This is a genomic window from Limnobacter humi (assembly GCF_024518835.1).
GTDB lineage: Bacteria > Pseudomonadota > Gammaproteobacteria > Burkholderiales > Burkholderiaceae_B > Limnobacter > Limnobacter humi.
Genome location: NZ_JANIGO010000002.1, coordinates 819,604 through 841,566, shown reverse-complemented (window position 1 = coordinate 841,566; position 21,963 = coordinate 819,604). Strand labels below are relative to the sequence as shown.

The following is a 21,963-nucleotide window of genomic DNA, read 5'->3' as shown; positions in this document are numbered from 1 at the left end:
TTGTGTAGGGATGTCCGGTTGGTGCCTTACTGGCGAATTTCGCCGTGACCAAACACCACCCATTTTTGACTGGTTAAGCCTTCCAGCCCAACCGGGCCTCGGGCATGGATTTTGTCGGTGGAAATGCCGATTTCGGCGCCCAAGCCGTATTCAAAACCATCCGCAAACCGTGTGGATGCGTTGACCATCACCGAGGCGGAATCTACTTCACGGATGAAGCGCATGGCATGACTGTGGTTGTCGGTCACGATGCTGTCGGTGTGTTGGGAACTGTAGCGGTTGATGTGCGCAATCGCTTGGTCCAGGCCGTCGACCACCTTGACGGACAGGATGGGGGCGAGGTATTCGGTGGACCAGTCTTCTTCGGTGGCGGCTTTGGCGGTGGGCAATAGCGCACAGGTGCGCCCACAACCCCGAACTTCAACACCTTTGTCGGCGTAGATTTTGCCCAGGGCTGTCAACACAGGCTTGGCAACATGCTGGTGAACCAGCAAGGTTTCCATGGTATTACAGGTGCCGTAGCGGTGGGTTTTGGCATTGTCTGCAATGGATATGGCTTTTTCAAGGTCTGCCGATTCGTCAATGAAAACATGGCAAATGCCGTCCAGGTGTTTGATGACAGGCACCTTGGCTTCACGGGAAATGCGCTCGATCAAACCCTTGCCGCCGCGGGGCACGATCACATCCACATATTGGGTCATGGTGATGAGCGCACCCACCGCGGCACGGTCGGTGGTGTCGATGACTTGCACCGCAGCGGCCGGCAGACCAGCGGCTTCCAAGCCTTGGGCCACCAGCCTGGCCAGCGCCTGGTTGCAGCGGAAGGCTTCAGAACCTCCGCGCAGAATGGTACTGTTTCCCGACTTGATACACAGGCCTGCTGCGTCGACGGTTACGTTCGGTCGGGCCTCGTAGATGATGCCAATCACGCCCAGCGGCACGCGCATTTTGCCCACTTGAATGCCGGATGGGCGATTTTTGAAATCGGTCATTTCGCCGATGGGGTCGGGCAATTGCGCAATTTGCTCCAGACCCTCTGCCATGGTGTCAATGGCTTTTTCGCTCAGCGCCAGTCGGTCCAGCAGGGCTGGCTCCAGCCCATTGGTTTTGGCCTGATCCAGGTCAGCTTGGTTGGCCGCACGCAGGTCCCCACGGTGTTCACGGATCAGGCGGGCTGTTTCCAGCAAAGCCTTGTTTTTGGCACCGGTGTTGGCACGGGCCATGGCTGCGGAGGCCTCGCGGGCCTTCCGTCCAATGTCTAATACGCTGTCTTCAATGCTCATGGTTGAATCTTCCGATGTTGCCCACGTGTTGGCCGAGGTGGGCGGCGTTCATTTACGCCATGGGTGGCGGCGCTACCCCGGCAATGCCCAGCCCGATGATTTCAAGCAGGGTCCAGGGGTTTCCCGCTTTCATGCCCTTGATGGTTTTTTCGGCGCTGTAACACCAGGCGGTCAGGTTTTGCAGGCTACCCCTGTTGTGGCGTTTCAGCGCGGTGCTGATGTGATTTTGTCGCGCACCCCAGATTCTATGTTGTCTGCAGGCATCCGCCAATGCCATGCCCTTTCTAATCGCCATTTGGGTGTCGCGAATGGCGCGAATTTCTTCCTGCAATGCCCACAACACCAGTGTGGATGCTTCCCCTTCAGCCTCAAGGCCTTGAATCATGCGCGCCACCCGCCGGGTATCGCCAGCCAGCAGGCTGGGGCCCAGGTCGAACACGTTGAACCGGGCTGAATTGGAGACCATGGCTTGCAGGGTTTCCAGGGTCACGGCGCCTTGGTGTTCCACCGCCAGCTTTTCAATGGCCTGATGGGCTGCCAATAGGTTGCCCTCTGTTTTTTCAGCCAGCCAGCTGCAGGTTTCCCGATCGAGCTTGAGCCCTTTGCGTTGGGCCGACTGGTTGATCCAGGCTGGCAGGTTGTCTGCGCTCACGGGTTTGCACTGGATTTCGCAGCCCAGTGCCAGCAGTTGGGAAAATCCGTCGGATTTTTCCTGCGTTTTGTTGAGTTTGGGGCCCAGCAACAGCAGATGATGCGTTGTTTCCCCCGTCTTGATCCATTGGGCCACTTGGGTCAGTGCTTCAGCGGCATCCTTGTTGAGCTTGGGTTGGGTTAGCCGAACTTCGACCAGTGAGACGTCGCCAAACAGGGACGCCTCGGCGAACAGGGCCAGAAACTCCTGGGCATCAAACTGCCTATCCAGGTCCAGCACATGGCGCTGGTACTCGGTGGTCTTTTTCAGACGCTGCCGGTAGAGGTCTGCAGCCTGGGTGCTGAACAGGGGTTCATCGGTGAACAGGCACACCAGCGCAGGCAGCGCCTGTTGACCCGCGCTGGGTTCTAGCCAATGGTCCAGCGAGATCGGTTTCAAGATTTATCGTTGCGCTTGCTCAGTTTTAGGGCAGCCAACCGAGCAGAAATTTGCCGGGCAATATCCCGCTGCATTTCGGTGTACAAGTTGGCCTCTTCCATTTCCTTGCCCAGAATTTGATCGTCGCTGTACGTGAGTTCGCGGCGTTGCTGAAGCGTGGTGGTGGCAATCAGGAAATCACCCTGTTTGTCGGTCACTTGATAGTCCAGGTCATAGGTCAGGCGAACTTCCCGCGCGCGGCCCGACGCACTGAAGGTAACAATGCTGCGGTCCCGTTTTTCCTTCAGCAGCGTGAGTTTCAGCGGTGCGCCATCGGCCGTGTTAACGGCAATCCCCATGATCTGCATCTGCAGGTTCATGTTGCGGTTCATCTCGGTTTTTTCCATGCCGCGCAGCTCAATTCGATCGAAGTCGAAGGTGTACTGCCCACGCAGTTGAAAGCCGCAGGCTGCCAAAAGGAGGGCCGACAGCAACAGTGCGGTGAGGGTGTGGATTCGTGTCATGAATACGCTTTGCAAAGTGGGGCCCATCCGATGGTTGTGTTTGCTGATTTGTACCTTACACCACAATATTGACCAACTTGCCGGGTACCACAATCACTTTCTTCGCAGGCTTGCCGTCCATGAACTTCTGGGCGGCCTCGCTGGCGAGCGCCGCGGTTTCGATGCTGGTTTTGTCGGCCTCGGCGGGCACTTCGATACTGCCGCGCAGTTTGCCGTTGATTTGCACCATCAAGGTGAGTTCGGAACGAACCAGCGCTTGCGCATCGACCTCGGGCCATGGGGCATCCAGAAGCTCACCCAATGCGCCTGCATAACCCAGCGCTTGCCACAGGTGGCAAGTCAGGTGAGGCACAATGGGGTAGAGCACTCGCAGCAGGATGCCCATGCCTTCGACCAGCACGGCTTTGTCATCGTCGTTGTTGGCTTGCGGGGCAAATGCATCCAGCGTGTTCAGCATTTTCATGCCAGCTGACACCACCGTGTTGTACTGGTTGCGCTCGTAGTCAAAGTTGGCTTGTTTCAGAATATCGTGCACTTCACGCCGGGTGTTTTGTGCGGCTTTGCCAAGGCTGTCTGGCAGCGCTGTTTGTGCAGTGAACACGGCTTCAAAGTTGGCACCCAGGTGAAACAGGCGCTTGAGGAATCGGTGCGCACCTTCCACACCCGAACTGCTCCATTCCAGGCTTTGCTCAGGTGGCGCCGCGAACATGGTGAACAGGCGTGCCGTGTCCGCACCATACTGGTCGATCAAAGCTTGGGGGTCAATGCCGTTGTTCTTCGACTTCGACATTTTTTCAACACCACCAATGTGCACAGGTGTTCCGCTGGCTTTGAGTTGGGCAGACACAGGCCGGCCACGGTCGTCGAAGCTGACTTCCACATCGTCTGGGTTGATCCAGGTTTTCTTGCCGTTGGCTTCTTCGGTGTAATAGGTGTCGTTCAGCACCATGCCTTGGGTGAGCAAGGCGGTGGCGGGTTCGCGGAATTTCACCAGCCCCAGGTCGTTCATGACCTTGGTCCAGAAGCGGCTGTACAGCAGGTGCAAAATGGCGTGTTCAATGCCGCCAATGTACTGGTCCATGGGCATCCAGTAGTCGGCGCGCGCATCGGTCATGGTGTCTGCGTCGTTGCACACGTAGCGGGTGAAGTACCAACTGGAGTCCACGAAGGTGTCCATGGTGTCGGTTTCACGCCGTGCAGGCTTGCCGCACTTGGGGCAAGTGCATTGGTAAAAGGCTGCGCTTTTGGCCAGCGGGTTGCCACTGCCGTCCGGCACCAGGTCTTCCGGCAACACCACAGGCAGGTCTTGCTCGGGCACCGGCACGTCGCCGCAGGTGTCGCAGTAAATGATGGGAATGGGCGTGCCCCAGTAGCGCTGGCGGGAAATGCCCCAGTCGCGCAGGCGGAACTGGATGCGTTTCTCGCCCAGGCCCTTGGCCGCCATAAAATCGGCCACCCAGTTCACAGCGTCTGAATGGCCTTTGCCGTTCAGCTCGCCGGAGTTCACGCAAACACCGTGTTCTTTGTCGCCATACCAGTCGGCCCAGGCGGTGGCGTCAAAGGCTTGGCCTTTGACATCGATGACCTGTTTGATCTGGATTCCGTACTTCAGCGCGAAGGCAAAATCACGTTCGTCGTGGGCAGGCACACCCATCACAGCGCCGTCGCCGTAGCTCATCAGGACGTAATTGCCCACCCAAACCGGCACGTCGGCACCGGTGATGGGGTGCTTCACAGAAAGCCCTGTGGGCATGCCCTTCTTTTCCATGGTGGCCATGTCGGCCTCGGCCACGCCGCCGGCTTTGCATTCGGCAATAAAGGCTTGCAGTTTGGGGTTATTGGCGGCGGCCAGTGTGGCCAGCGGGTGCTCGGCTGCAACTGCTGCAAAGGTGACACCCATGATGGTGTCGGCCCGGGTGGTGAACACATACAACTTGCCGTCCTGAACCGGCACACCATCTTCCCCGGCAATGCTGTGCGGGAAAGCAAAGCGAACGCCAGTGGACTTGCCAATCCAGTTTTCCTGCATCAGTTTCACACGCTCTGGCCATTGCAGGTCTTTCAGGTCGTCGAGCAATGCATCGGCGTAGCTGGTGATGGCCATGTAATACATCGGAATGTCGCGCTTTTCCACCACCGCGCCGGAACGCCAGCCGCGCCCATCGATCACCTGTTCGTTGGCGAGTACGGTCTGGTCAATCGGGTCCCAATTCACAGTGCCTGTTTTTTTGTAGACGATGCCTTTGTCCAGCATCTTCAAGAACAACCACTGGTTCCACTTGTAGTAATCGGGTTTGCAGGTGGCCACTTCCTTGGACCAGTCAATCGCCAAGCCCATGGATTCCATCTGCTTTTTCATGTACGCAATGTTGCTGTATGTCCATGCAGCGGGTGGCTTTCCATTGGCCATGGCCGCATTTTCTGCGGGCATCCCGAATGCGTCCCAACCCATGGGCATCAGGGTGTTGTAGCCCTTCATGCGCTTTTGGCGAATCATCACGTCGTTGATGGTGTAGTTGCGCACATGGCCCATGTGGAGTTTGCCGCTGGGGTAAGGCAGCATTGACACGCAGTAGTACTTGGGCTTTTCCTGGCCCTGGGCATTTTTGGCAAAAGCCTCGGCTTTGTAGGCGTCGGTCGCCTTCCATTGGCCCTGTACGGATGATTCAATGTCTTGGGCAGCGTATTGGTTGAGCATGGTGGTCAGGGAATGCAAAAAATCGGGCCCGCCGGCGAGGTCAGGATGAATAACACGGCCGGTTTTTCAGGGATTCGGGGCAATCTTTGATTATATCGGGCTTTGTGGTGCTTTCGAGGTTGCGTGAGTTGGGGCTGCGTCAGTGTTGTGGCAATAACACTGTTAAAATCAACAGCCATTGAATCTTGGAATTGCGCACGTGTCCCTACTCGACAATCTGAACCCCGAGCAATTGGCCGCAGTCACCCTGCCCAGAGAGTCAGCCTTGATTCTGGCTGGCGCAGGCAGCGGGAAAACCAAGGTGCTCACCGCGCGAATTGCCTGGCTGATTCAAACCGGGCAAGTGGGGCCAGGCGGGGTATTGGCAGTCACATTCACCAACAAGGCCGCCAAGGAAATGCTTCACCGCATTTCCAGCATGTTGCCCATCAACACCCGCAGCATGTGGGTGGGTACCTTTCACGGCCTGTGTAACCGGATGTTGCGGGCGCATTGGCGCGAAGCGGGTTTGCCCCAAGCCTTTCAAATTTTGGACATGCAGGACCAGTTATCGGCCATCAAACGCATGTACAAGGTGCTGAACATTGATGCTGAGAAATTTCAGCCCAAGCAACTGGCTTACTTCATCGGCTCAGCCAAGGAACAAGGTTTACGCCCCAAGGACGTCGACGCCTTCGACGAATACCACCGCATGATGGTCAGGCTCTACGAGGCCTATGAGGCCCAATGCCAGCGGGAAGGCGTGGTGGATTTTGCTGAACTGCTGTTGCGCAGCTTTGAACTATTGGGTGCCAATGCCGCGTTGCGTGAGCACTATCAGCAGCGTTTTCGTTACATTTTGGTGGATGAGTTTCAAGACACCAACACACTGCAGTATCAGTGGTTAAAGCGATTGTCGGGCCCTCAAGGGTGTATTTTTGCCGTGGGAGACGACGACCAGTCGATTTATGCATTCCGCGGCGCGCGGGTGGCCAATATGAGCCAGTTCGAGCGCGACTTTGATGTGCAAAACCGCATCAAGCTGGAGCAAAACTACCGTTCCGTGGGCAATGTGCTGAAAGCAGCCAATGTCCTGATTGCAAACAACAAGGCCCGCTTGGGCAAAGACTTGTGGACTGATGCGGGCGAGGGCGAACCGATTCGTGTGTACGAGGCCATCAGTGATCAGGACGAAGCCGGTTTCATCATCGATCGAATCAAGAAATTGACCACGGAAGAGGGCATGAGTCGCTCTGACATCGCGATCCTGTATCGATCCAATGCCCAGTCTCGGGTGGTGGAACAGGCCCTGTTCAATGCCGGCATTCCTTACCGTGTGTACGGCGGTTTGCGCTTTTTTGAACGCGCTGAAATCAAGCATGCCTTGGCCTATTTGCGCCTGTTGGACAATGCGGACGATGACAACTCGTTTTCACGCGTGGTGAATTTTCCAACCCGGGGCATTGGTGCGCGCAGTATTGAGCAACTGCAGGACTTGGCCACGCAACAAGGTATATCGCTGTACCGGGCCATCCCGCTGATGGATGGCCGTGCACAGGCGAGCTTGCAAAAATTTGCCCAACTGATTGAGCGGTTGCGGTTTGAAACCCGTGGCTTGGGGCTGGCCGAGCTGGTGGACAAGGTGGTGGTGGAAAGCGGTTTGTTGCAGCACTTCGAGGCTGACAAGGATGGTGAAGACCGGGTTGAAAACTTGAAAGAATTGGTGAACGCGGCAGCTTCATTCGCTGTGGCTGAGGGTTACTTTCAAGACACGGCAGCCACCGAGATGGATGCTGAAAAGCTCATCACGCCATTGGCAGACTTTTTGTCCCACGCTTCTTTGGAGGCAGGTGACAACGCAGCCGCCGCAGGCGAGCAAGCGGTGCAGTTGATGACTGCGCATGCAGCCAAAGGGCTGGAGTTCCATTGTGTGTTTGTGACCGGCCTGGAGGAAGGTTTGTTTCCCCATGAAAACAGCGTGGGCAATACCATCGAGGCGGGCGATGGCACCAGTGTGGAGGCGGTCGAAGAAGAGCGTCGCTTGATGTATGTCGCCATTACCCGGGCGCGGGAGCAATTGTTCCTTAGTTACGCCCAACAGCGCATGCTGCACGGTCAAATTCGCTATCACCTGCGGTCCCGTTTCCTGGATGAACTGCCTGAAGATGTCCTGAAATGGCTGACCCCCAAGCGGGCACACATCGCGAGCTCGGGTTGGGATGCACTGGATGCAAAGTCCTGGAACAACACTGCCAGCTTTGGGGGTGGAAAGGCCTACACGCAAAAGGCAGCCAACAGACCCTATCCCATTGGCACGGGCGTTGAACACGCCAAGTTTGGTCAGGGTGTGGTGGTGGCCTATGAGGGTGAAGGGGATGATCAGCGAATCCAGATCAATTTCGGGCGCCAGGGCATGAAGTGGTTAATGCTGAGTTTGGCGAAACTCAGCAGGGTGTAATCAAGCCTGGGTCTGAATGTGCTCTGGGTCGTGCTCAAACACGTCGGTGTATGTGGGGTAAAACGTGGCCAGCGAGACACTCATCACCACTGCCATGGTCAGGATGTTGAGTGCACCCAACAAGGATGCAGGCAGCCCCAGGAGACTGAACACCGCCACCACAGCAGAGCAGAAACCAACACTGAGCAGTATCCAGCCCATGCCGAAAATGAGGAAGGCTGACTTGTTGCGCCATACAGCAATCCAGCTTGAGAAAAGGGCCTGACCGGCCGACATGCCATGCCAGACCACCAGCACTGGTGCATACCAAAATGCCAAAATAACTGGCAGGCTTGTCAAAGCAACCAGGCTGAGGTAGGTCGCCATGTACTCATAAAATTGAACAATGTGCGCTGGGTCGATTTTCTGCAAGTTTGATACATCCAGCATGGGTTGCGGGCCCAGCAGGGCATGGGCCAGCAGTTTGATCACTGCAAAACAGGCGGTGTAAATAAAGCCAAGCTGGAACAAGCGGGGCAGGTGGGGGCGGTGCGCAGGGCTCAGGCCTGCAAACAAGACTGCGGGTGAAACCCGCAGACCGGATTTGATCATTTTCCCGGCCAGCATGATTCCGAAACCCAGTGTTGGTGTCAGCAGGGTGACCACAGCAGGACCCAGCATCGGAATCAGCATGCCCACAAACAACAACAGGAACAAATAGGTATTGCCCAGCAAGAACAGCTCCGAGGGTTTTTTGCGGAACAGGGCAAGTCCGCTCATTAACCATTCCCAGCCTTGGCGGGGCGTGCAGATGTGCAGGTGTGTGGCCATGTGGATACTCCTGGGGCCTGATTAAATCTGGCAGGCCGGGCAACCTGCGCGGCGTGCTTTCAGTACACGTTCAAAGTGGGATGGGTCTTTCACATGGAGGACTTCGGCATCCCGGGGCATGTAGTAATCCACCAGCCGGGATGTCCAGAACCGCAGTGCTGCCGAGCGCAGCATGTCTTGCCACAAGGCTTGTTCATCGATGTGCAAGGGCCGATGTTTTTGATAACCCGCCAAAAGGGCGGCGGTGCGTTCGGCGTCCAAGGCCCCGGTGTTCAGATCAATGCACCAGTCATTCACCGTCACCGCCAGGTCAAACAGGAAGGTGTCGATCCCGGCGAAGTAAAAGTCAATCACGCCGCCCAGGGTGTCACCATCCATGAGTGCATTGTCACGAAACAGGTCAGCATGCACAGCCCCCTTGGGCAGCGCACGGTATGCGGCACTGGCTGCAATACGGGATTGGTGAGCCACTTCGTCACTGAGCAAGGCGAGCACGTGTTCAGGGGCATGCTGGACCAATCGACCGGTGGCCTCTTGAATCCAGTTCAACCCCCGTGGGTTCGGCAGTTGACCATCGAAGTCCAGAACGGCCAGGTGGGCCAGTGCTATAAATTGACCGATGGCTGCGCATTGGGCGCCGTTGGGCGCTTCAACGGAGTGTCCCTGAAGGCAATTCACCAATGTGGCCGGCTTGCCTTTCAGCATTGAATACAGATCGCCCGCCTGGGAAGCAACAGGCCCTGGGACAGGCAAGCCTTTGCTCGACAGGTGCCCCATCAGGCCCAGATAAAATGGCAATTCACTGACTTGAAGTTTTTCGAAGATCGTCAGCACGTATCGACCGGTGCTGGTGTTCACAAAGTAGTTGGTGTTTTCAATCCCCGAACTGATGCCCTCAAAGGACTGCAGGCTGCCGCAGGGGCGCCCTGCCAGCCAGGCGTTGAGCTCATCGTGGGTAATGCGGGTGAAAACAGCCATGAATGGTCCTGAAAGTGATCAGATGCCCCGCATGGTTCAGCGGCAAGCAAACCCGGCGATTTTACCCGGGTTTGCCCCTGTGTTACAGGTCGAGCAGCATCTCGGACTCGTCATCCGATGGGCGGAAAGAACGCTTTTCATAGAACCGGAAGATACAGGCCAGCACTTCGTCGGGTGTTTCCACCAGTTCAAACAGATCCAGATCGGTTTCGCTGATCATGCCTTCGCCCAGCAGATGGCCCCGAATCCAGTCGATGAGTCCACCCCAGAATGCATGGCCCACCAGCACCACCGGAATGCGGCGGCCTTTGCTGGTCTGAATCAAGGTGAGTGCTTCAAACAATTCATCCAGCGTGCCAAAGCCGCCGGGCATGACGACATATGCGCTGGCGTATTTGGCAAAAGCCACCTTGCGGGCAAAAAAGTGCCGGAAGGTCAACGAGATGTTTTGGTAGGGGTTGCCGTGTTGTTCAAAAGGCAACTCGATGTTCAGCCCCACACTGGGTGAGGGACCAGCATGGGCCCCTTTGTTGGCCGCCTCCATAATGCCTGGGCCACCACCGCTGATGACGGCAAAGCCTGAGTCGGACAGGGCGCGGGCGATTTTTTCGGTGAGTTGATAATACGGATGTTCGGGCTTGGTTCGGGCGCTGCCGAAGATGGACACCGACGGTCGAATTGCCGAGAGCTTCTCAGTCGCCTCAATGAACTCTGCCATAATTCCCAGCACGTGCCACGATTCACGCGCTTTGACGGCGGTGGACTGCTCCTTGGATGGAAGGTGGCGAAGGGTCGGAATGTTCTTGTTCTTGGTTGTCATATGAAGCGTTTACTCCTCGTCGATGGGTCCAGCTACCTGTACCGCGCCTTTCACGCCATGCCGGATTTGCGCAATCGGGCTGGCGAACCCACTGGCGCAATCTATGGCATGGTGAACATGCTTCGGCGTCTTCGGGCTGATTTCCCGAGCGACGCGCTCACGTCCAATTGTATCGCCTGTATTTTCGATGCGCCGGGGAAAACCTTCCGGGACGATCTTTATCCGGAATACAAGGCCAACCGATCCAGCATGCCGGAAGATCTGGCTGCGCAAATACCCCATATTTATGAGGTGACCAAAGCCCTAGGCTGGCCCGTCATTGCAGAGCCCGGTATTGAGGCCGATGATGTGATTGGCACGTTGGCCCAGACGGCACTGCGTCAAGGGTTTGACGAGGTGGTGATTTCCACCGGCGACAAAGACCTGGCGCAGTTGGTGAACGACAAAATTCGCCTGGTCGACACCATGAAAAATTCGGTGATGACGCGCGATGCCGTGTTTGAAAAGTTTGGTGTGTACCCCGAACAAATCATCGATTACCTCACCCTGGTTGGCGACACCGTGGACAATGTACCCGGTGTTGAAAAGGTGGGGCCAAAAACAGCCGCCAAATGGTTGGCTGAATACAAAACCCTGGACGGTGTGGTGGCCAACGCCAGTCAGATTGGCGGCAAGGTGGGCGAAAACCTGAAAAAGGCACTGGACTGGTTGCCCACCGGCAAAACCTTGGTGACCGTGAAAACTGACTGCGACATTGAATTGGCCCGCCACATTGAAGACCAGCTGCAAGCGGGCACCGAAAATGCCGAGGTTTTGAAAAAGCTGTTCCATCGTTTTGAATTCAAAACCTGGTTTCGTGCCTTGGGTGGAGTGCCAGAAGAGCCAGTCGGTGTGTCGGGTGATTTGTTTTCAGGCTCAAATGGTGAGCCTGTTTCGTCGGTTTCAAATGGTCCAAATGCCTTGTTCGATGCACCCACACAGTCCATTGATTCCATTCGAACTGTCAGCATTCAGACCCCCGACGCGTTGCATGAATTGATTGAGCTACTGACCAAGGCCAAGTCAGCTGGGCGTGCTGTGGCGTTTGACACAGAAACCACCTCGCTGGAGCCCATGAATGCGCAGATTGTTGGGCTGTGCTTCGCTTTGGAGCCGGGGGTTGGTTATTACATACCCTTGGGCCATCAAGACCTGACCGCTGAGCCACAGCTGAACCTGGGCGATACCTTGGCTGCGCTGAAGCCTTGGTTTGAAGATGCACAGGCCCCCAAAATTGCGCAAAACGCCAAGTACGACTTGCACGTGATGGCCAATCACAATGTGTGGGTTCAAGGCCTCGTCGAGGACACCATGCTGGCCAGTTACATTCTCGAGGCGCATAAGCCGCATGGCATGGATGCACTGGCTTTGCGCTGGCTCAATTACAACACCATCAAATATGAAGAAGTGGCGGGCAAAGGTGCTAGCCAGATCAGCTTTGAGCAGGTACCGATCGAAACAGCCACACGATATGCCGCGGAAGATGCCGAAGTGACCTTGCGCTTGGCCGGTGCACTGCGGGCTGAACTCAAGCAGGTGCCCGAGTTGGCCACGCTGTATGACACCATTGAGCTTCCCTTCAGCCAGGTGCTGTTTGAAGTGGAGCGCAATGGGGTGCTGATTGACAGCGCGAAACTGGATGCCCAAAGTGCCGAAATTGCCGACAAGCTGAAGGTGATAGAAACCCAGGCCTTTGAATTGGCCGGTGGCGAATTCAATTTGAACTCACCCAAACAAATTGGTGAACTGTTGTTTGACAAGCTGGGCCTGCCCGTGGTGAAAAAAACGGCCAGTGGGGCGCCTTCCACCGATGAAGAGGTGTTGAGCAAACTGGCTGAGGACTACCCCTTGCCCGCCAAATTGCTGGAGCACCGCAGCCTCGCCAAACTCAAAAGCACTTACACCGACAAATTGCCCCGCATGGTTAACCCACGCACTGGCCGCGTGCACACCAACTATGCCCAGGCGGTTGCCGTGACTGGACGCTTGGCCAGCAATGACCCCAATCTTCAAAACATTCCCGTGCGAACCGCAGAAGGCCGTCGTGTGCGGGAAGCCTTTGTGGCACCAGCAGACCATGTGTTGGTGTCGGCGGACTACTCGCAAATTGAACTGCGCATCATGGCCCACATCAGCGGGGATGAAGCCCTGATCCACGCCTTCCAGCATGGTCTGGATATTCACAGCGCCACCGCTTCCGAGATTTTTGGTGTGCCGTTGGGCGAGGTGAATTCAGACCAGCGGCGAACCGCCAAGGTGATCAACTTTGGTCTGATTTACGGCATGAGTGCATTTGGCTTGGCGGCCAACTTGAACATCAACCGCGATGCGGCCAAGCTCTACATTGACCGCTACTTCACACGTTATCCAGGCGTGGCCCGCTACATGGAGAATGTTCGGGCGCAAGCCAAGGCGGATGGTTACGTGAGCACGGTGTTTGGTCGTCGCCTGTGGTTGCCCGAAATCAAAAGCCCCAACGGGCCGCGCCGTGCGGCGGCCGAACGGGCGGCCATCAATGCGCCCATGCAGGGCACCTCGGCAGACCTGATCAAAATGGCCATGGTCAAATTGTCGGCCTGGTTAAAGGCTGAGCAACTTCAAACCAAAATGATCATGCAAGTGCATGACGAGGTGATTCTCGAAGTCCCCAATTCCGAATTGGCGCTGATTCAGGGCAAAGTACCGGACATCATGACCCAGGTGGCCGACTTGAAGGTGCCGCTGGAGGTGGGTTGTGGTGTGGGACTGAACTGGGAAGAAGCACATTAACAAGGCCCATTGATGGCGGGAGTCGACCATGCAAGACCAACACGACACAGATAGCGAACACTTGAAAGCCCTGGCTGGTGGCGGGAAGCTGGCAGCCGATCGCCGCACCGTGCTGAAGGGGTTGACGGCGGGTGGCTTTGCGATGGCTGCGGGCCCTGTGTTGTCCGAGGCTATCACCACACCTTCCACCGGTTTGATTGAAGACCGGGTGTTGGTGAACGTGGGCGATGACGACATGTTTGCCTATCGCGCCAAGCCGGCACACAAAAAGCATCCACCGGTTATTGTGGTGGTGCCAGAAATTTTTGGGGTGCACGCGTACATTGAGGACGTGGTAAGGCGGTTTGCCCAAGCGGGTTTCTATGCCATGGCCCCCGACATCTTTTTTCGCCATGGCGAGCCCGGGCAATATGCCACCGTGGCTGAAATTCTCCAGAACGTGATTTCGAAAATGGACGATGCCCAGGTGATGCAAGACCTGGACAAGTGCGTGGAATTTGCCGCTGGTGATGGTGGCAACACCGGCCAGTTGGCCGTGACGGGCTTTTGCTGGGGCGGTCGAATCACGTGGTTGTACAGTGCCCACAACCCCATGGTGCGTGCGGGTGTGGCCTGGTATGGCAAGCTGGTGGGGCCTGCAACGGCACTGACACCCAAACAGCCGGTTGATCTTGCGGCCGACCTGAAAGCCCCCGTGCTGGGCTTGTATGGTGCTGAAGATACATCCATTCCTTTGAATACCATTGACGACATGCGCGCAGCCTTGGCCAAAGCGGCACCGGCCAATGCGAACGCGGCACAAACGCACATCGAGGTGTTTGCCAATGCGCAGCATGGCTTCCACGCAGATTATCGGAATACCTACAACTCGACGGCCGCCAAACAGGCGTACAATCAGGCACTTCAGTTTTTGCGCAGGCGTGGCCTGCTCTAACCCAACGTGCACTCCAGTTTGTTGATCGTCATGGTGGCTTCGGCCACCGGCACGGCGCTGGCCATTCTGGCTGCGGCCTGGCTTAGTTCGCGCAGCATTGCCCGTGCACTCGAGCCGATGGTCAGCCTGTCCACAGGCGTGTTGCTGGGTACCTCACTATTGCATTTGCTGCCCGAGGCCTTGGACAAAGGCATGGAATACCACGACCTATTCATCTGGTTGTTGGGCGGTTTGCTGTTTTTTTTCGTGCTGGAAAAATTTGCCATTTTCAGGCACAGCCACCACCACGAGCACGACGGCCACCACCATGAGCACGGCTTCGACAGGCACGAGGCAGGGCGGGGTGGCTTGTTGATTGTGGTGGGTGATTCCATCCACAACTTTGCAGACGGTTTGCTGATTGCCAGCGCTTTTTTGGTGGATGTGCAACTGGGCTTGCTGACCACCTTGTCCATCGTTCTGCATGAAATTCCCCAGCAAACCGGTGACTTCCTGGTGCTCATGAATGCAGGCATTGCCCGCGCCAAAGCCATTCGCCTGATGGCGGTGGCTGGCGCAGCGGCGGTGCTGGGGGCGTTTCTCGGGTTCACCCTGTTTTCGCAACTGCAGCATGTGCTGCCCATCGCCTTGGTGTTGGCCTCGGCCAGTTTTCTGTATGTGGCTGTTGCAGACCTCATTCCCCAAATGCAGCAGCGCCTTGCCTTGCGTTCCAGCATCATGCAAGTCACCACCATCACTGCCGGGGTCGTGCTGGTGGCTTATCTGGCCAGCGTTCTTCACCACCACCATTAAAACCCTGTTGAGGTTTGCCCTAATACACGCTCCGCACACCCCGTGACAACATGACCCGCGCCACTGAAATAAAAAACAAGGCGGAGCAGGCATGGCGGATGTTGTATTGGAGACCAATGACCTCACCAAAGAATTCAAGGGGTTCACAGCGGTCAATCAGGTGAATTTGCGGGTCCAGCGCGGGCATATCCACGCGCTGATCGGGCCCAACGGCGCAGGCAAAACCACCTGCTTTAACTTGCTGACCAAGTTTCTCACGCCCACCTCGGGTCGAATTTTGTTCAATGGTCAGGACATTACCCACCAAAAGCCAGCACAAATTGCACGGCGGGGGGTCATCCGTTCTTTTCAGATTTCCGCTGTGTTTCCCCACCTGTCGGTGCTCGAGAATGTGCGCATTGGCCTACAACGCCCCATGGGCAACGCATTTCATTTTTGGCGCAGCGAGAAAATCCTCCACCGCTTGAATGACCGGGCGATGGAGTTGCTGGCCGAAGTGGGTTTGGAGGAATATGCCGCGTATCAAACCGTGGACCTGCCTTATGGCCGCAAACGCGCGCTGGAAATTGCCACCACGCTGGCCATGGAACCCGAGGTGATGTTGCTCGATGAACCCACCCAAGGCATGGGCCATGAGGATGTAGATCGGGTCACCCAACTCATCAAGAAAGTCTCCAAAGGCCGCACCATTCTGATGGTGGAACACAACATGAATGTGGTGGCCAGCATTTGCGACCGCATCTCGGTGTTACAGCAGGGTGCAGTGCTTGCTGAAGGGGCCTACGACGACGTGTCGAAAAACCCGCAGGTGATGGAAGCTTACATGGGCACCAGCGCTGGCGAGTTGCAAGGGGCCCATGCATGAGCCAAACCGTGTTGAACATTGAAGGCCTCAATGCCTGGTACGGCGAGTCGCATATCCTGCACAACATGGCTTTTTCAGTGAAAGCTGGTGAGGTGGTATCGCTATTGGGGCGAAATGGTTCGGGCCGAACCACCACCTTGCGCGCCATCATGGGTTTGACCGGTCGCAGGGCTGGTTCCATCCAAATCAATGGGCAGGAATCGATTGCTCTGCCCACCCACAAAATTGCCCACTTGGGTGTGGGTTATTGCCCGGAAGAGCGCGGTATTTTTTCATCGTTGTCTGCCGAAGAAAACCTGATGCTGCCGCCGTTTGTGTCCAAAACCGACAAGGGCATGAGTGTGGCCGAAATTTACGACATGTTTCCGAATTTGCAGGCGCGTCGCAAAAGCCAGGGCACCCGGTTGTCGGGTGGCGAACAGCAAATGCTCGCGGTGGCTCGCATTCTGCGAACCGGGGCCAAACTGCTGTTGCTGGACGAAATTTCTGAAGGGCTGGCACCCGTCATCGTACAAGCCTTGGCCCGAATGATCACCACGCTCAAAGCCAAGGGCTACACCATCGTGATGGTGGAACAGAATTTCCGTTTTGCTGCACCGCTGTCCGACCGCTTTTATGTGGTCGAACATGGGCAGATGGTTGAAACATTCGAATCCAGTCAACTGGACGACAAAATGCCGGTGCTGCATTCGCTGCTCGGTGTTTGAACAACATTCTTACAAGCAAAGAAAAGGAGAAGGAGATGACATTGAAACCAATCGTAGCGGGTCTGTTGGCCGTGGGTAGCCTGGCCATGGCCAGCACTGCTTCTGCGCAAGTGTCGGGTGATGTGGTCAAGATCGGCATGATCACGGACCTGTCCGGGGTGTACGCCGACATTGACGGCCCTTCTGGCGTGGAAGCCGTAAAAATGGCGATTGCCGATTTTGGTGGGAAAGTAAACGGCAAAAAAATCGAGTTCATTTATGCAGACCACCAGAACAAGGCCGATATTGCAGCCAGCAAGGCGCGCGAATGGTTTGATCAGGAAGGCGTGGACTTCCTGATTGCCGGCACCAACTCCGGCACTGCGCTGGCCATTGCCAAGGTGGCTGGTGAAAAGAAAAAGCCCGTCTTCGTGATTGGTTCAGGTTCAGCTCGCTTGACCAACGAAGAATGCAACCCGTATTCCATCCACTATGCGTACGACACAGTGGCCTTGGCCAAAGGCACGGGTTCTGCTGTGGTGAAGCAGGGTGGCAAAAGCTGGTACTTCCTCACAGCCGATTACGCTTTTGGTACCTCCCTTGAAAACGACACGTCTACCGTGGTGAAGGCTAGCGGTGGTCAAGTCTTGGGGGCTGTGCGTCACCCATTGTCAGCCTCCGATTTTTCCTCCTTCATGTTGCAGGCCCAAGCGTCCAAGGCTCAAATTTTGGGCCTGGCCAACGCCGGTGGTGACACCATCAACTCAATTAAAGCCGCCAACGAATTTGGCGTAACCTCCACCATGAAGCTGGCAGGGCTGTTGATGTTCATCAGCGACGTGCACGCGTTGGGCTTGGGGCAAACCAAGGGAATGTACCTGACCGACAGCTGGTACTGGGACCAAAGCGATGAAACTCGCAAGTGGTCCAAGCGCTTCTTCGATTCCCAGAAAAAGATGCCCACAAGCTTGCATGCAGCCGATTACTCCGCCACGCTGCAGTTCCTGAATGCGGTCAAGGCGGCAGGCACAGATGATGCTGACAAAGTGCTCGACACAATCCGCAAGGGCAAGGTCAATGATGTATACGCCAAAAACGGATACTACCGTGTGGATGGCAGCATGATTCATGACATGTACCTGATGCAGGTGAAAGCGCCCAACGAGTCCAAGAAGCCTTGGGATTATCTGAAGGTGGTACAAACCATTCCGGGCGACCAGGCCTTCACGACCAAAGCCGAAACCAAGTGCGCAGCCTGGAAATAACGCAGGCTGAAACACGGTCAATGTGCGGGTTTCACCGGCTGGTCGGTGAGCCCGCTTTCCTTGGTGAGTTGTGATGGATATTTTTGGAATTCCGTTGCCAGCCCTGCTGGGGCAATTGTTGCTGGGCCTGGTCAACGGTTCGTTTTATGCCATGTTGTCCCTGGGCTTGGCGGTTATTTTTGGCCTGCTCAATGTGATCAATTTTGCCCATGGCGCCCTCTACATGATGGGTGCTTTTCTGGCCTGGATGGGCATGGCCTATTTCAACCTGAATTACTGGGTAATGTTGGTTGTGGCACCGTTGCTGGTGGGCGTTTTCGGCATCCTCATTGAAAAAACCATGCTGCGGTGGCTCTACAAACTGGACCACCTGTACGGGCTTTTGCTGACTTTCGGCATTACCTTGATGGTTGAAGGGTTGTTCCGGTCGTTTTATGGGGTATCTGGTCAGCCGTATTCGGTGCCCGAGGCCTTGCGGGGTGCCACCAACCTTGGATTCATGATTCTTCCGAACTATAGGGCATGGGTGGTTGTCGCCTCCCTGGTCATCTGCCTGGCCACTTGGGCCATCATTGAAAAAACCAAGCTGGGTGCTTACCTGCGGGCAGGCACTGAAAACCCTCGACTGGTCGAAGCATTTGGCATCAACGTGCCACGCATGGTCACGCTGACCTATGGTTTTGGCGTGGCACTGGCTGCGCTGGCCGGCGTGCTGGCTGCACCGGTCATCCAGATTTCACCGCTCATGGGTTCTCACCTCATCATCACCGTGTTTGCTGTTGTGGTGATTGGTGGCATGGGGTCCATTCTGGGCGCCATCGTCACAGGTCTCACGCTGGGTGTGCTTGAGGGGCTGACCAAAGTGTTTTATCCCGAACTGTCTTCCACCGTGGTGTTTATCATCATGGCGGTGGTTCTGATTATTCGGCCATCTGGCCTGTTTGGACGTGAAGCATGAACCGCATCGTTCTCGTTATTGCATTGGCCTTGGCGCTGGTCGCCCCCATGGCCATTTATCCCGTGTTTCTGATGAAGGTGCTCTGTTTCGCATTGTTTGCCTCAGCCTTCAACCTGCTAATTGGGTACACCGGTTTGTTGTCCTTTGGTCATGCCGCGTTTTTGGGTGGCGCGGGTTACATCACGGGTTATCTGCTGCGTGACAAAGGTCTGCCATTTGAGGTGGGTATTCTAGCGGGTGTGCTGTTTGCAACCATCATTGGCTACATCATGGGCAGCCTCGCCATTCGCCGGCAAGGCATTTACTTCACCATGATCACCCTCGCGCTTGCGCAAATGTTGTACTTCATCTTCTTGCAGGCGCCCTTCACCGGCGGTGAGGACGGTTTGCAGGGCATACCCCGTGGATATTTGCTTGGTCTCATCGACTTGCACAGCGACATCACCATGTATTACTTGGTCTTGGTCATTTGCATGGTTGGCTTTGCGCTGATTGTTCGCATTGTGCATTCGCCCTTCGGTCAGGTCTTAAAGGCCATCAAAGAAAACGAACCCCGAGCCATTTCACTCGGCTACGATGTCGAAAAGCAAAAGCTGCTGGCCTTTGTGTTGTCGGCTGCCATTGCAGGTTTGGCGGGTGCTACCAAGGCCTCGGTGCTGGGTTTTGAAACCTTGACCGACGTGCACTGGAGCATGTCCGGCCTGGTGGTGTTGATGACTCTGGTGGGTGGTTTGGGCACCTTGTGGGGGCCGGTGGTTGGTGCCATCGTGATTGTCACCCTGGAAAACAGGCTGGGCGAGACTGGCACCTGGATCGCCAACGCCACGCAAATCGAATGGTTCCGGTCCATCGGAGAGTCCGTCACCATCGTGACCGGTTTCATTTTCATTGTCTGCGTGTTGGCTTTCCGCAAAGGCATTGTCGGCGTTATACAGGAACGTCTTCAACGCAGGGTTTGATCCGATATTAGTTCAGCCCCGGCGTGGCCCGGTAATGGGCCAGGCTGGGGTCCAGCCACACTTCACGTTTTTCAATCGGCGTGTTGTCCACTGCCCGGGTGATCCGATACACCCGCAGCGACGGCTCATTGATGCCCTTGTTAAACAGCGTGGCCATGGTCTTGTCCAGGTTTTTGACCATGACCTCGTCAGTGACTTGTCCGATCCGTGTTTTGAATACCTCTGCCGCCAGTTGATACAAGTTGCCCTGGGTGCGGTTCAGCAGGTCCATGCTGAGGGTAGGGAACACCCGGCAGGACAAGCTCAAGGTTTCCAGTGCCACCAACTGGTCCTTAAACTGGTGCCGCATTTCAATGTGCCAGATGAAGGCCTTTTCGTCTAAGCCTAGGGCTCGCGCTTCATCGGCATCGGCCAGTTTTTTCTCCAGGCGCGTGACCTGGGTACACAGGTCTGTTTTTAGAAGGTTGCTGGTCCACGGCTCTTGCAGATGATAGGCCTGTGCAGCCGATGGCCGGGCCTGATGTGTTTGTTGTGCTCGAATGAAGGTGCCCAGACCCTGCATTTTCTGAACAAATCCTGCCGATTCCAGGGTCTCAATGGCCCGCCTTACGGTGCCAATCGACACACCAAAACGTTGTGCCAAGCGTTTTTCATTGGGTAAGTTGTCACCCACCGTCCAAATGCCCTGCAAAATTTCCCGTTCCAGTCGCTGACTGATTTGCAGGTATGCGGGCCCTTGGCCGGGTACCGGGGCGTTATTCGCCCGCGAAGTGTCTTCCATAGGGCACCGATCCAAATTCAAGAGTTTTATTTTTGTCTAATCAATGTACCAGAAAAATATTAGACAAAAACGGACAATTTGGGTGTGCTCTGGATAAAAAAAGCCAGCCGTGGATCCACGACTGGCTTCAGGATTGCGGTTTGAGGCGCTCGGGGTGGCCTTATTTCAAGCGATCCAACGTTGGCTTGCTGGGGTACATCTGGCGTGCATACCATTTGTGAAAGTGCTCCATGCCATCTTCCATGGGGCTTTGGTAGGGGCCGGCATCGTGTTCGCCGCGCAGCATGAGGACTTTTCGACCTTCATCCATGCGGATGGCAATTTCATCATCCTCCACCGCAGTTTCCATGTAGGCCGCTTGTTCAGCTTCCACAAACTCCCGCTCAAACAGGCGTATTTCCTCTGGGTAGTAGAACTCAACCACGTTCAGGGTTTCTTGCGGGCCTTTGGGGTGCAGCGTTGACACCACCAGCACATGTGGATACCACTCCACCATGATGTTGGGGTACATGCAGAACCAAATGGCGCCGTATTTGGGCGCCACCCCGTTGCCAAATTTCATCACGGCATCGTGCCAGGCCTTGTAAACCGGGGTGCCTGGGCGGCGCAGGCCCGACTTGATGCCCACCGACTGAACGCTCCAATTGTCCCCGTAATGCCACTGCAGGTCGGAGCAGCTCACGAACTGGCCCAAACCAGGGTGGAAGGGCTCCACATGGTAGTCCTCCAGATACACCTCGATGAAGGTTTTCCAGTTGTAGGGCAGGGTGTTGGTTTTAATCGAGTCCAACTGATAATTCGAGAAGTCAATTTCTTCCAGAAACGGAACATTGGCCAACTCGCCCAGCACATCGCGGCTGCTGTTGAACAGCAGGCCACGCCAGTTCTGTACCTCAAACCCTTGCAGCTTGGTGCAGGGCTGTTGCTGAAAATGGGGGGCGCCCAGCAGTTCGCCGGTCAGGTCGTAAGTCCAACGGTGCAGCGGGCACACAATATTGTTTGAATTGCCATGGCCTTTCAGCATCACGGCTTGGCGGTGGCGGCACACATTGGACAACAGTTCGATGGTCTGGCCATTGTTGACCAGAATACGGCCGTCATTCTCCCAGGGCAGGGAACGCCAGTCGCCAGACTCCGGCACCCAGTGGGTGTGGCCTACATAACCCGGACCGTCACGATAGAGCTGATCGATTTCAGCTTTGAGTACACGTTCATCAAAGTACGTCGATACATGGGGCTGCTGGTTCGACTGTGACAAATTCGACAAATCGCTCAAATCGGACATGATGCCGGGGA

18 protein-coding genes are annotated in these 21,963 nt (G+C 55.9%); 9 read left to right on the top strand and 9 right to left on the bottom strand.

Going from position 1 to position 21,963, the window contains the following annotated elements:
* Window positions 1–26 precede the first annotated feature (26 nt).
* The 4 genes from NQT62_RS08970 to leuS are packed head-to-tail and all read right to left on the bottom strand — an operon-like array spanning window position 27 to window position 5,574.
* Complete coding sequence (locus NQT62_RS08970) at window positions 27–1,283, bottom strand: glutamate-5-semialdehyde dehydrogenase (RefSeq protein WP_256764345.1); 1,257 nt, start codon at window positions 1,281–1,283, stop codon at window positions 27–29.
* Between the two features lie 52 nt (window positions 1,284–1,335).
* Complete coding sequence (gene holA / locus NQT62_RS08965) at window positions 1,336–2,373, bottom strand: DNA polymerase III subunit delta (protein WP_256764344.1); 1,038 nt, start codon at window positions 2,371–2,373, stop codon at window positions 1,336–1,338.
* Complete coding sequence (locus NQT62_RS08960; RefSeq protein ID WP_256764343.1) at window positions 2,370–2,876, bottom strand: LPS-assembly lipoprotein LptE; 507 nt, start codon at window positions 2,874–2,876, stop codon at window positions 2,370–2,372. The genes holA and NQT62_RS08960 overlap by 4 nt, the downstream gene beginning before the upstream one ends.
* Window positions 2,877–2,931: 55 nt before the next feature.
* On the bottom strand, window positions 2,932–5,574 hold the full coding sequence (leuS, locus tag NQT62_RS08955) for a leucine--tRNA ligase (RefSeq protein ID WP_256764342.1): 2,643 nt from the start codon (window positions 5,572–5,574) through the stop codon (window positions 2,932–2,934).
* A 199-nt stretch (window positions 5,575–5,773) separates the two neighbouring features.
* On the opposite strand from leuS, the gene NQT62_RS08950 reads away from it, so the two are divergent.
* Complete coding sequence (locus tag NQT62_RS08950; RefSeq protein ID WP_256764341.1) at window positions 5,774–8,011, top strand: UvrD-helicase domain-containing protein; 2,238 nt, start codon at window positions 5,774–5,776, stop codon at window positions 8,009–8,011.
* On the opposite strand, the gene NQT62_RS08945 is transcribed toward NQT62_RS08950, so the two are convergent.
* From NQT62_RS08945 to NQT62_RS08935, 3 genes are all read right to left on the bottom strand, one after another.
* Window positions 8,012–8,821, bottom strand: a complete 810-nt coding sequence (locus tag NQT62_RS08945) for a BPSS1780 family membrane protein (protein WP_256764340.1) — start codon at window positions 8,819–8,821, stop codon at window positions 8,012–8,014.
* Between the two features lie 21 nt (window positions 8,822–8,842).
* Window positions 8,843–9,799, bottom strand: a complete 957-nt coding sequence (locus tag NQT62_RS08940; RefSeq protein ID WP_256764339.1) for a homoserine kinase — start codon at window positions 9,797–9,799, stop codon at window positions 8,843–8,845.
* Window positions 9,800–9,881: 82 nt separating this feature from the next.
* A complete protein-coding gene (locus NQT62_RS08935) occupies window positions 9,882–10,619 on the bottom strand; it encodes an LOG family protein (RefSeq protein WP_256764338.1) in 738 nt (245 codons plus the stop codon).
* Between NQT62_RS08935 and polA the strand changes: the two genes are divergently transcribed.
* From polA to NQT62_RS08895, 8 genes are all read left to right on the top strand, one after another.
* Window positions 10,620–13,427 (top strand): DNA polymerase I, encoded by a 2,808-nt coding sequence (polA, locus tag NQT62_RS08930; RefSeq protein WP_256764337.1) that lies wholly within the window; start codon window positions 10,620–10,622, stop codon window positions 13,425–13,427.
* A gap of 28 nt (window positions 13,428–13,455) precedes the next feature.
* A complete protein-coding gene (locus tag NQT62_RS08925) occupies window positions 13,456–14,361 on the top strand; it encodes a dienelactone hydrolase family protein (protein ID WP_256764336.1) in 906 nt (301 codons plus the stop codon).
* A gap of 6 nt (window positions 14,362–14,367) precedes the next feature.
* On the top strand, window positions 14,368–15,153 hold the full coding sequence (locus NQT62_RS08920) for a ZIP family metal transporter (RefSeq protein WP_256764335.1): 786 nt from the start codon (window positions 14,368–14,370) through the stop codon (window positions 15,151–15,153).
* Window positions 15,154–15,244: 91 nt separating this feature from the next.
* The gene (locus NQT62_RS08915) at window positions 15,245–16,018 is read left to right on the top strand and encodes an ABC transporter ATP-binding protein (protein ID WP_256764334.1); all 774 of its coding nucleotides are present in this window, start codon (window positions 15,245–15,247) and stop codon (window positions 16,016–16,018) included.
* Entirely contained in the window at window positions 16,015–16,725 is a 711-nt protein-coding gene (locus tag NQT62_RS08910) for an ABC transporter ATP-binding protein (RefSeq protein WP_256764333.1), read from the top strand. Before NQT62_RS08915 ends, NQT62_RS08910 begins: the two co-directional genes overlap by 4 nt.
* A gap of 35 nt (window positions 16,726–16,760) precedes the next feature.
* Entirely contained in the window at window positions 16,761–17,969 is a 1,209-nt protein-coding gene (locus tag NQT62_RS08905) for an ABC transporter substrate-binding protein (RefSeq protein ID WP_256764332.1), read from the top strand.
* 73 nt (window positions 17,970–18,042) lie between these two features.
* Complete coding sequence (locus NQT62_RS08900; protein WP_256764330.1) at window positions 18,043–18,927, top strand: branched-chain amino acid ABC transporter permease; 885 nt, start codon at window positions 18,043–18,045, stop codon at window positions 18,925–18,927.
* Window positions 18,924–19,886 carry a branched-chain amino acid ABC transporter permease gene (locus NQT62_RS08895; protein ID WP_256764329.1) on the top strand — a complete coding sequence of 321 codons (963 nt, stop codon included), beginning with the start codon at window positions 18,924–18,926 and terminating at the stop codon, window positions 19,884–19,886. The genes NQT62_RS08900 and NQT62_RS08895 overlap by 4 nt, the downstream gene beginning before the upstream one ends.
* Before the next feature lie 7 nt (window positions 19,887–19,893).
* Here the strand turns inward: NQT62_RS08895 and NQT62_RS08890 are convergent, their stop codons facing one another.
* Complete coding sequence (locus tag NQT62_RS08890; protein WP_256764327.1) at window positions 19,894–20,667, bottom strand: GntR family transcriptional regulator; 774 nt, start codon at window positions 20,665–20,667, stop codon at window positions 19,894–19,896.
* Between the two features lie 160 nt (window positions 20,668–20,827).
* The gene (locus NQT62_RS08885) at window positions 20,828–21,952 is read right to left on the bottom strand and encodes an aromatic ring-hydroxylating oxygenase subunit alpha (protein WP_256764326.1); all 1,125 of its coding nucleotides are present in this window, start codon (window positions 21,950–21,952) and stop codon (window positions 20,828–20,830) included.
* Between the last annotated feature and the right edge of the window lie 11 nt (window positions 21,953–21,963).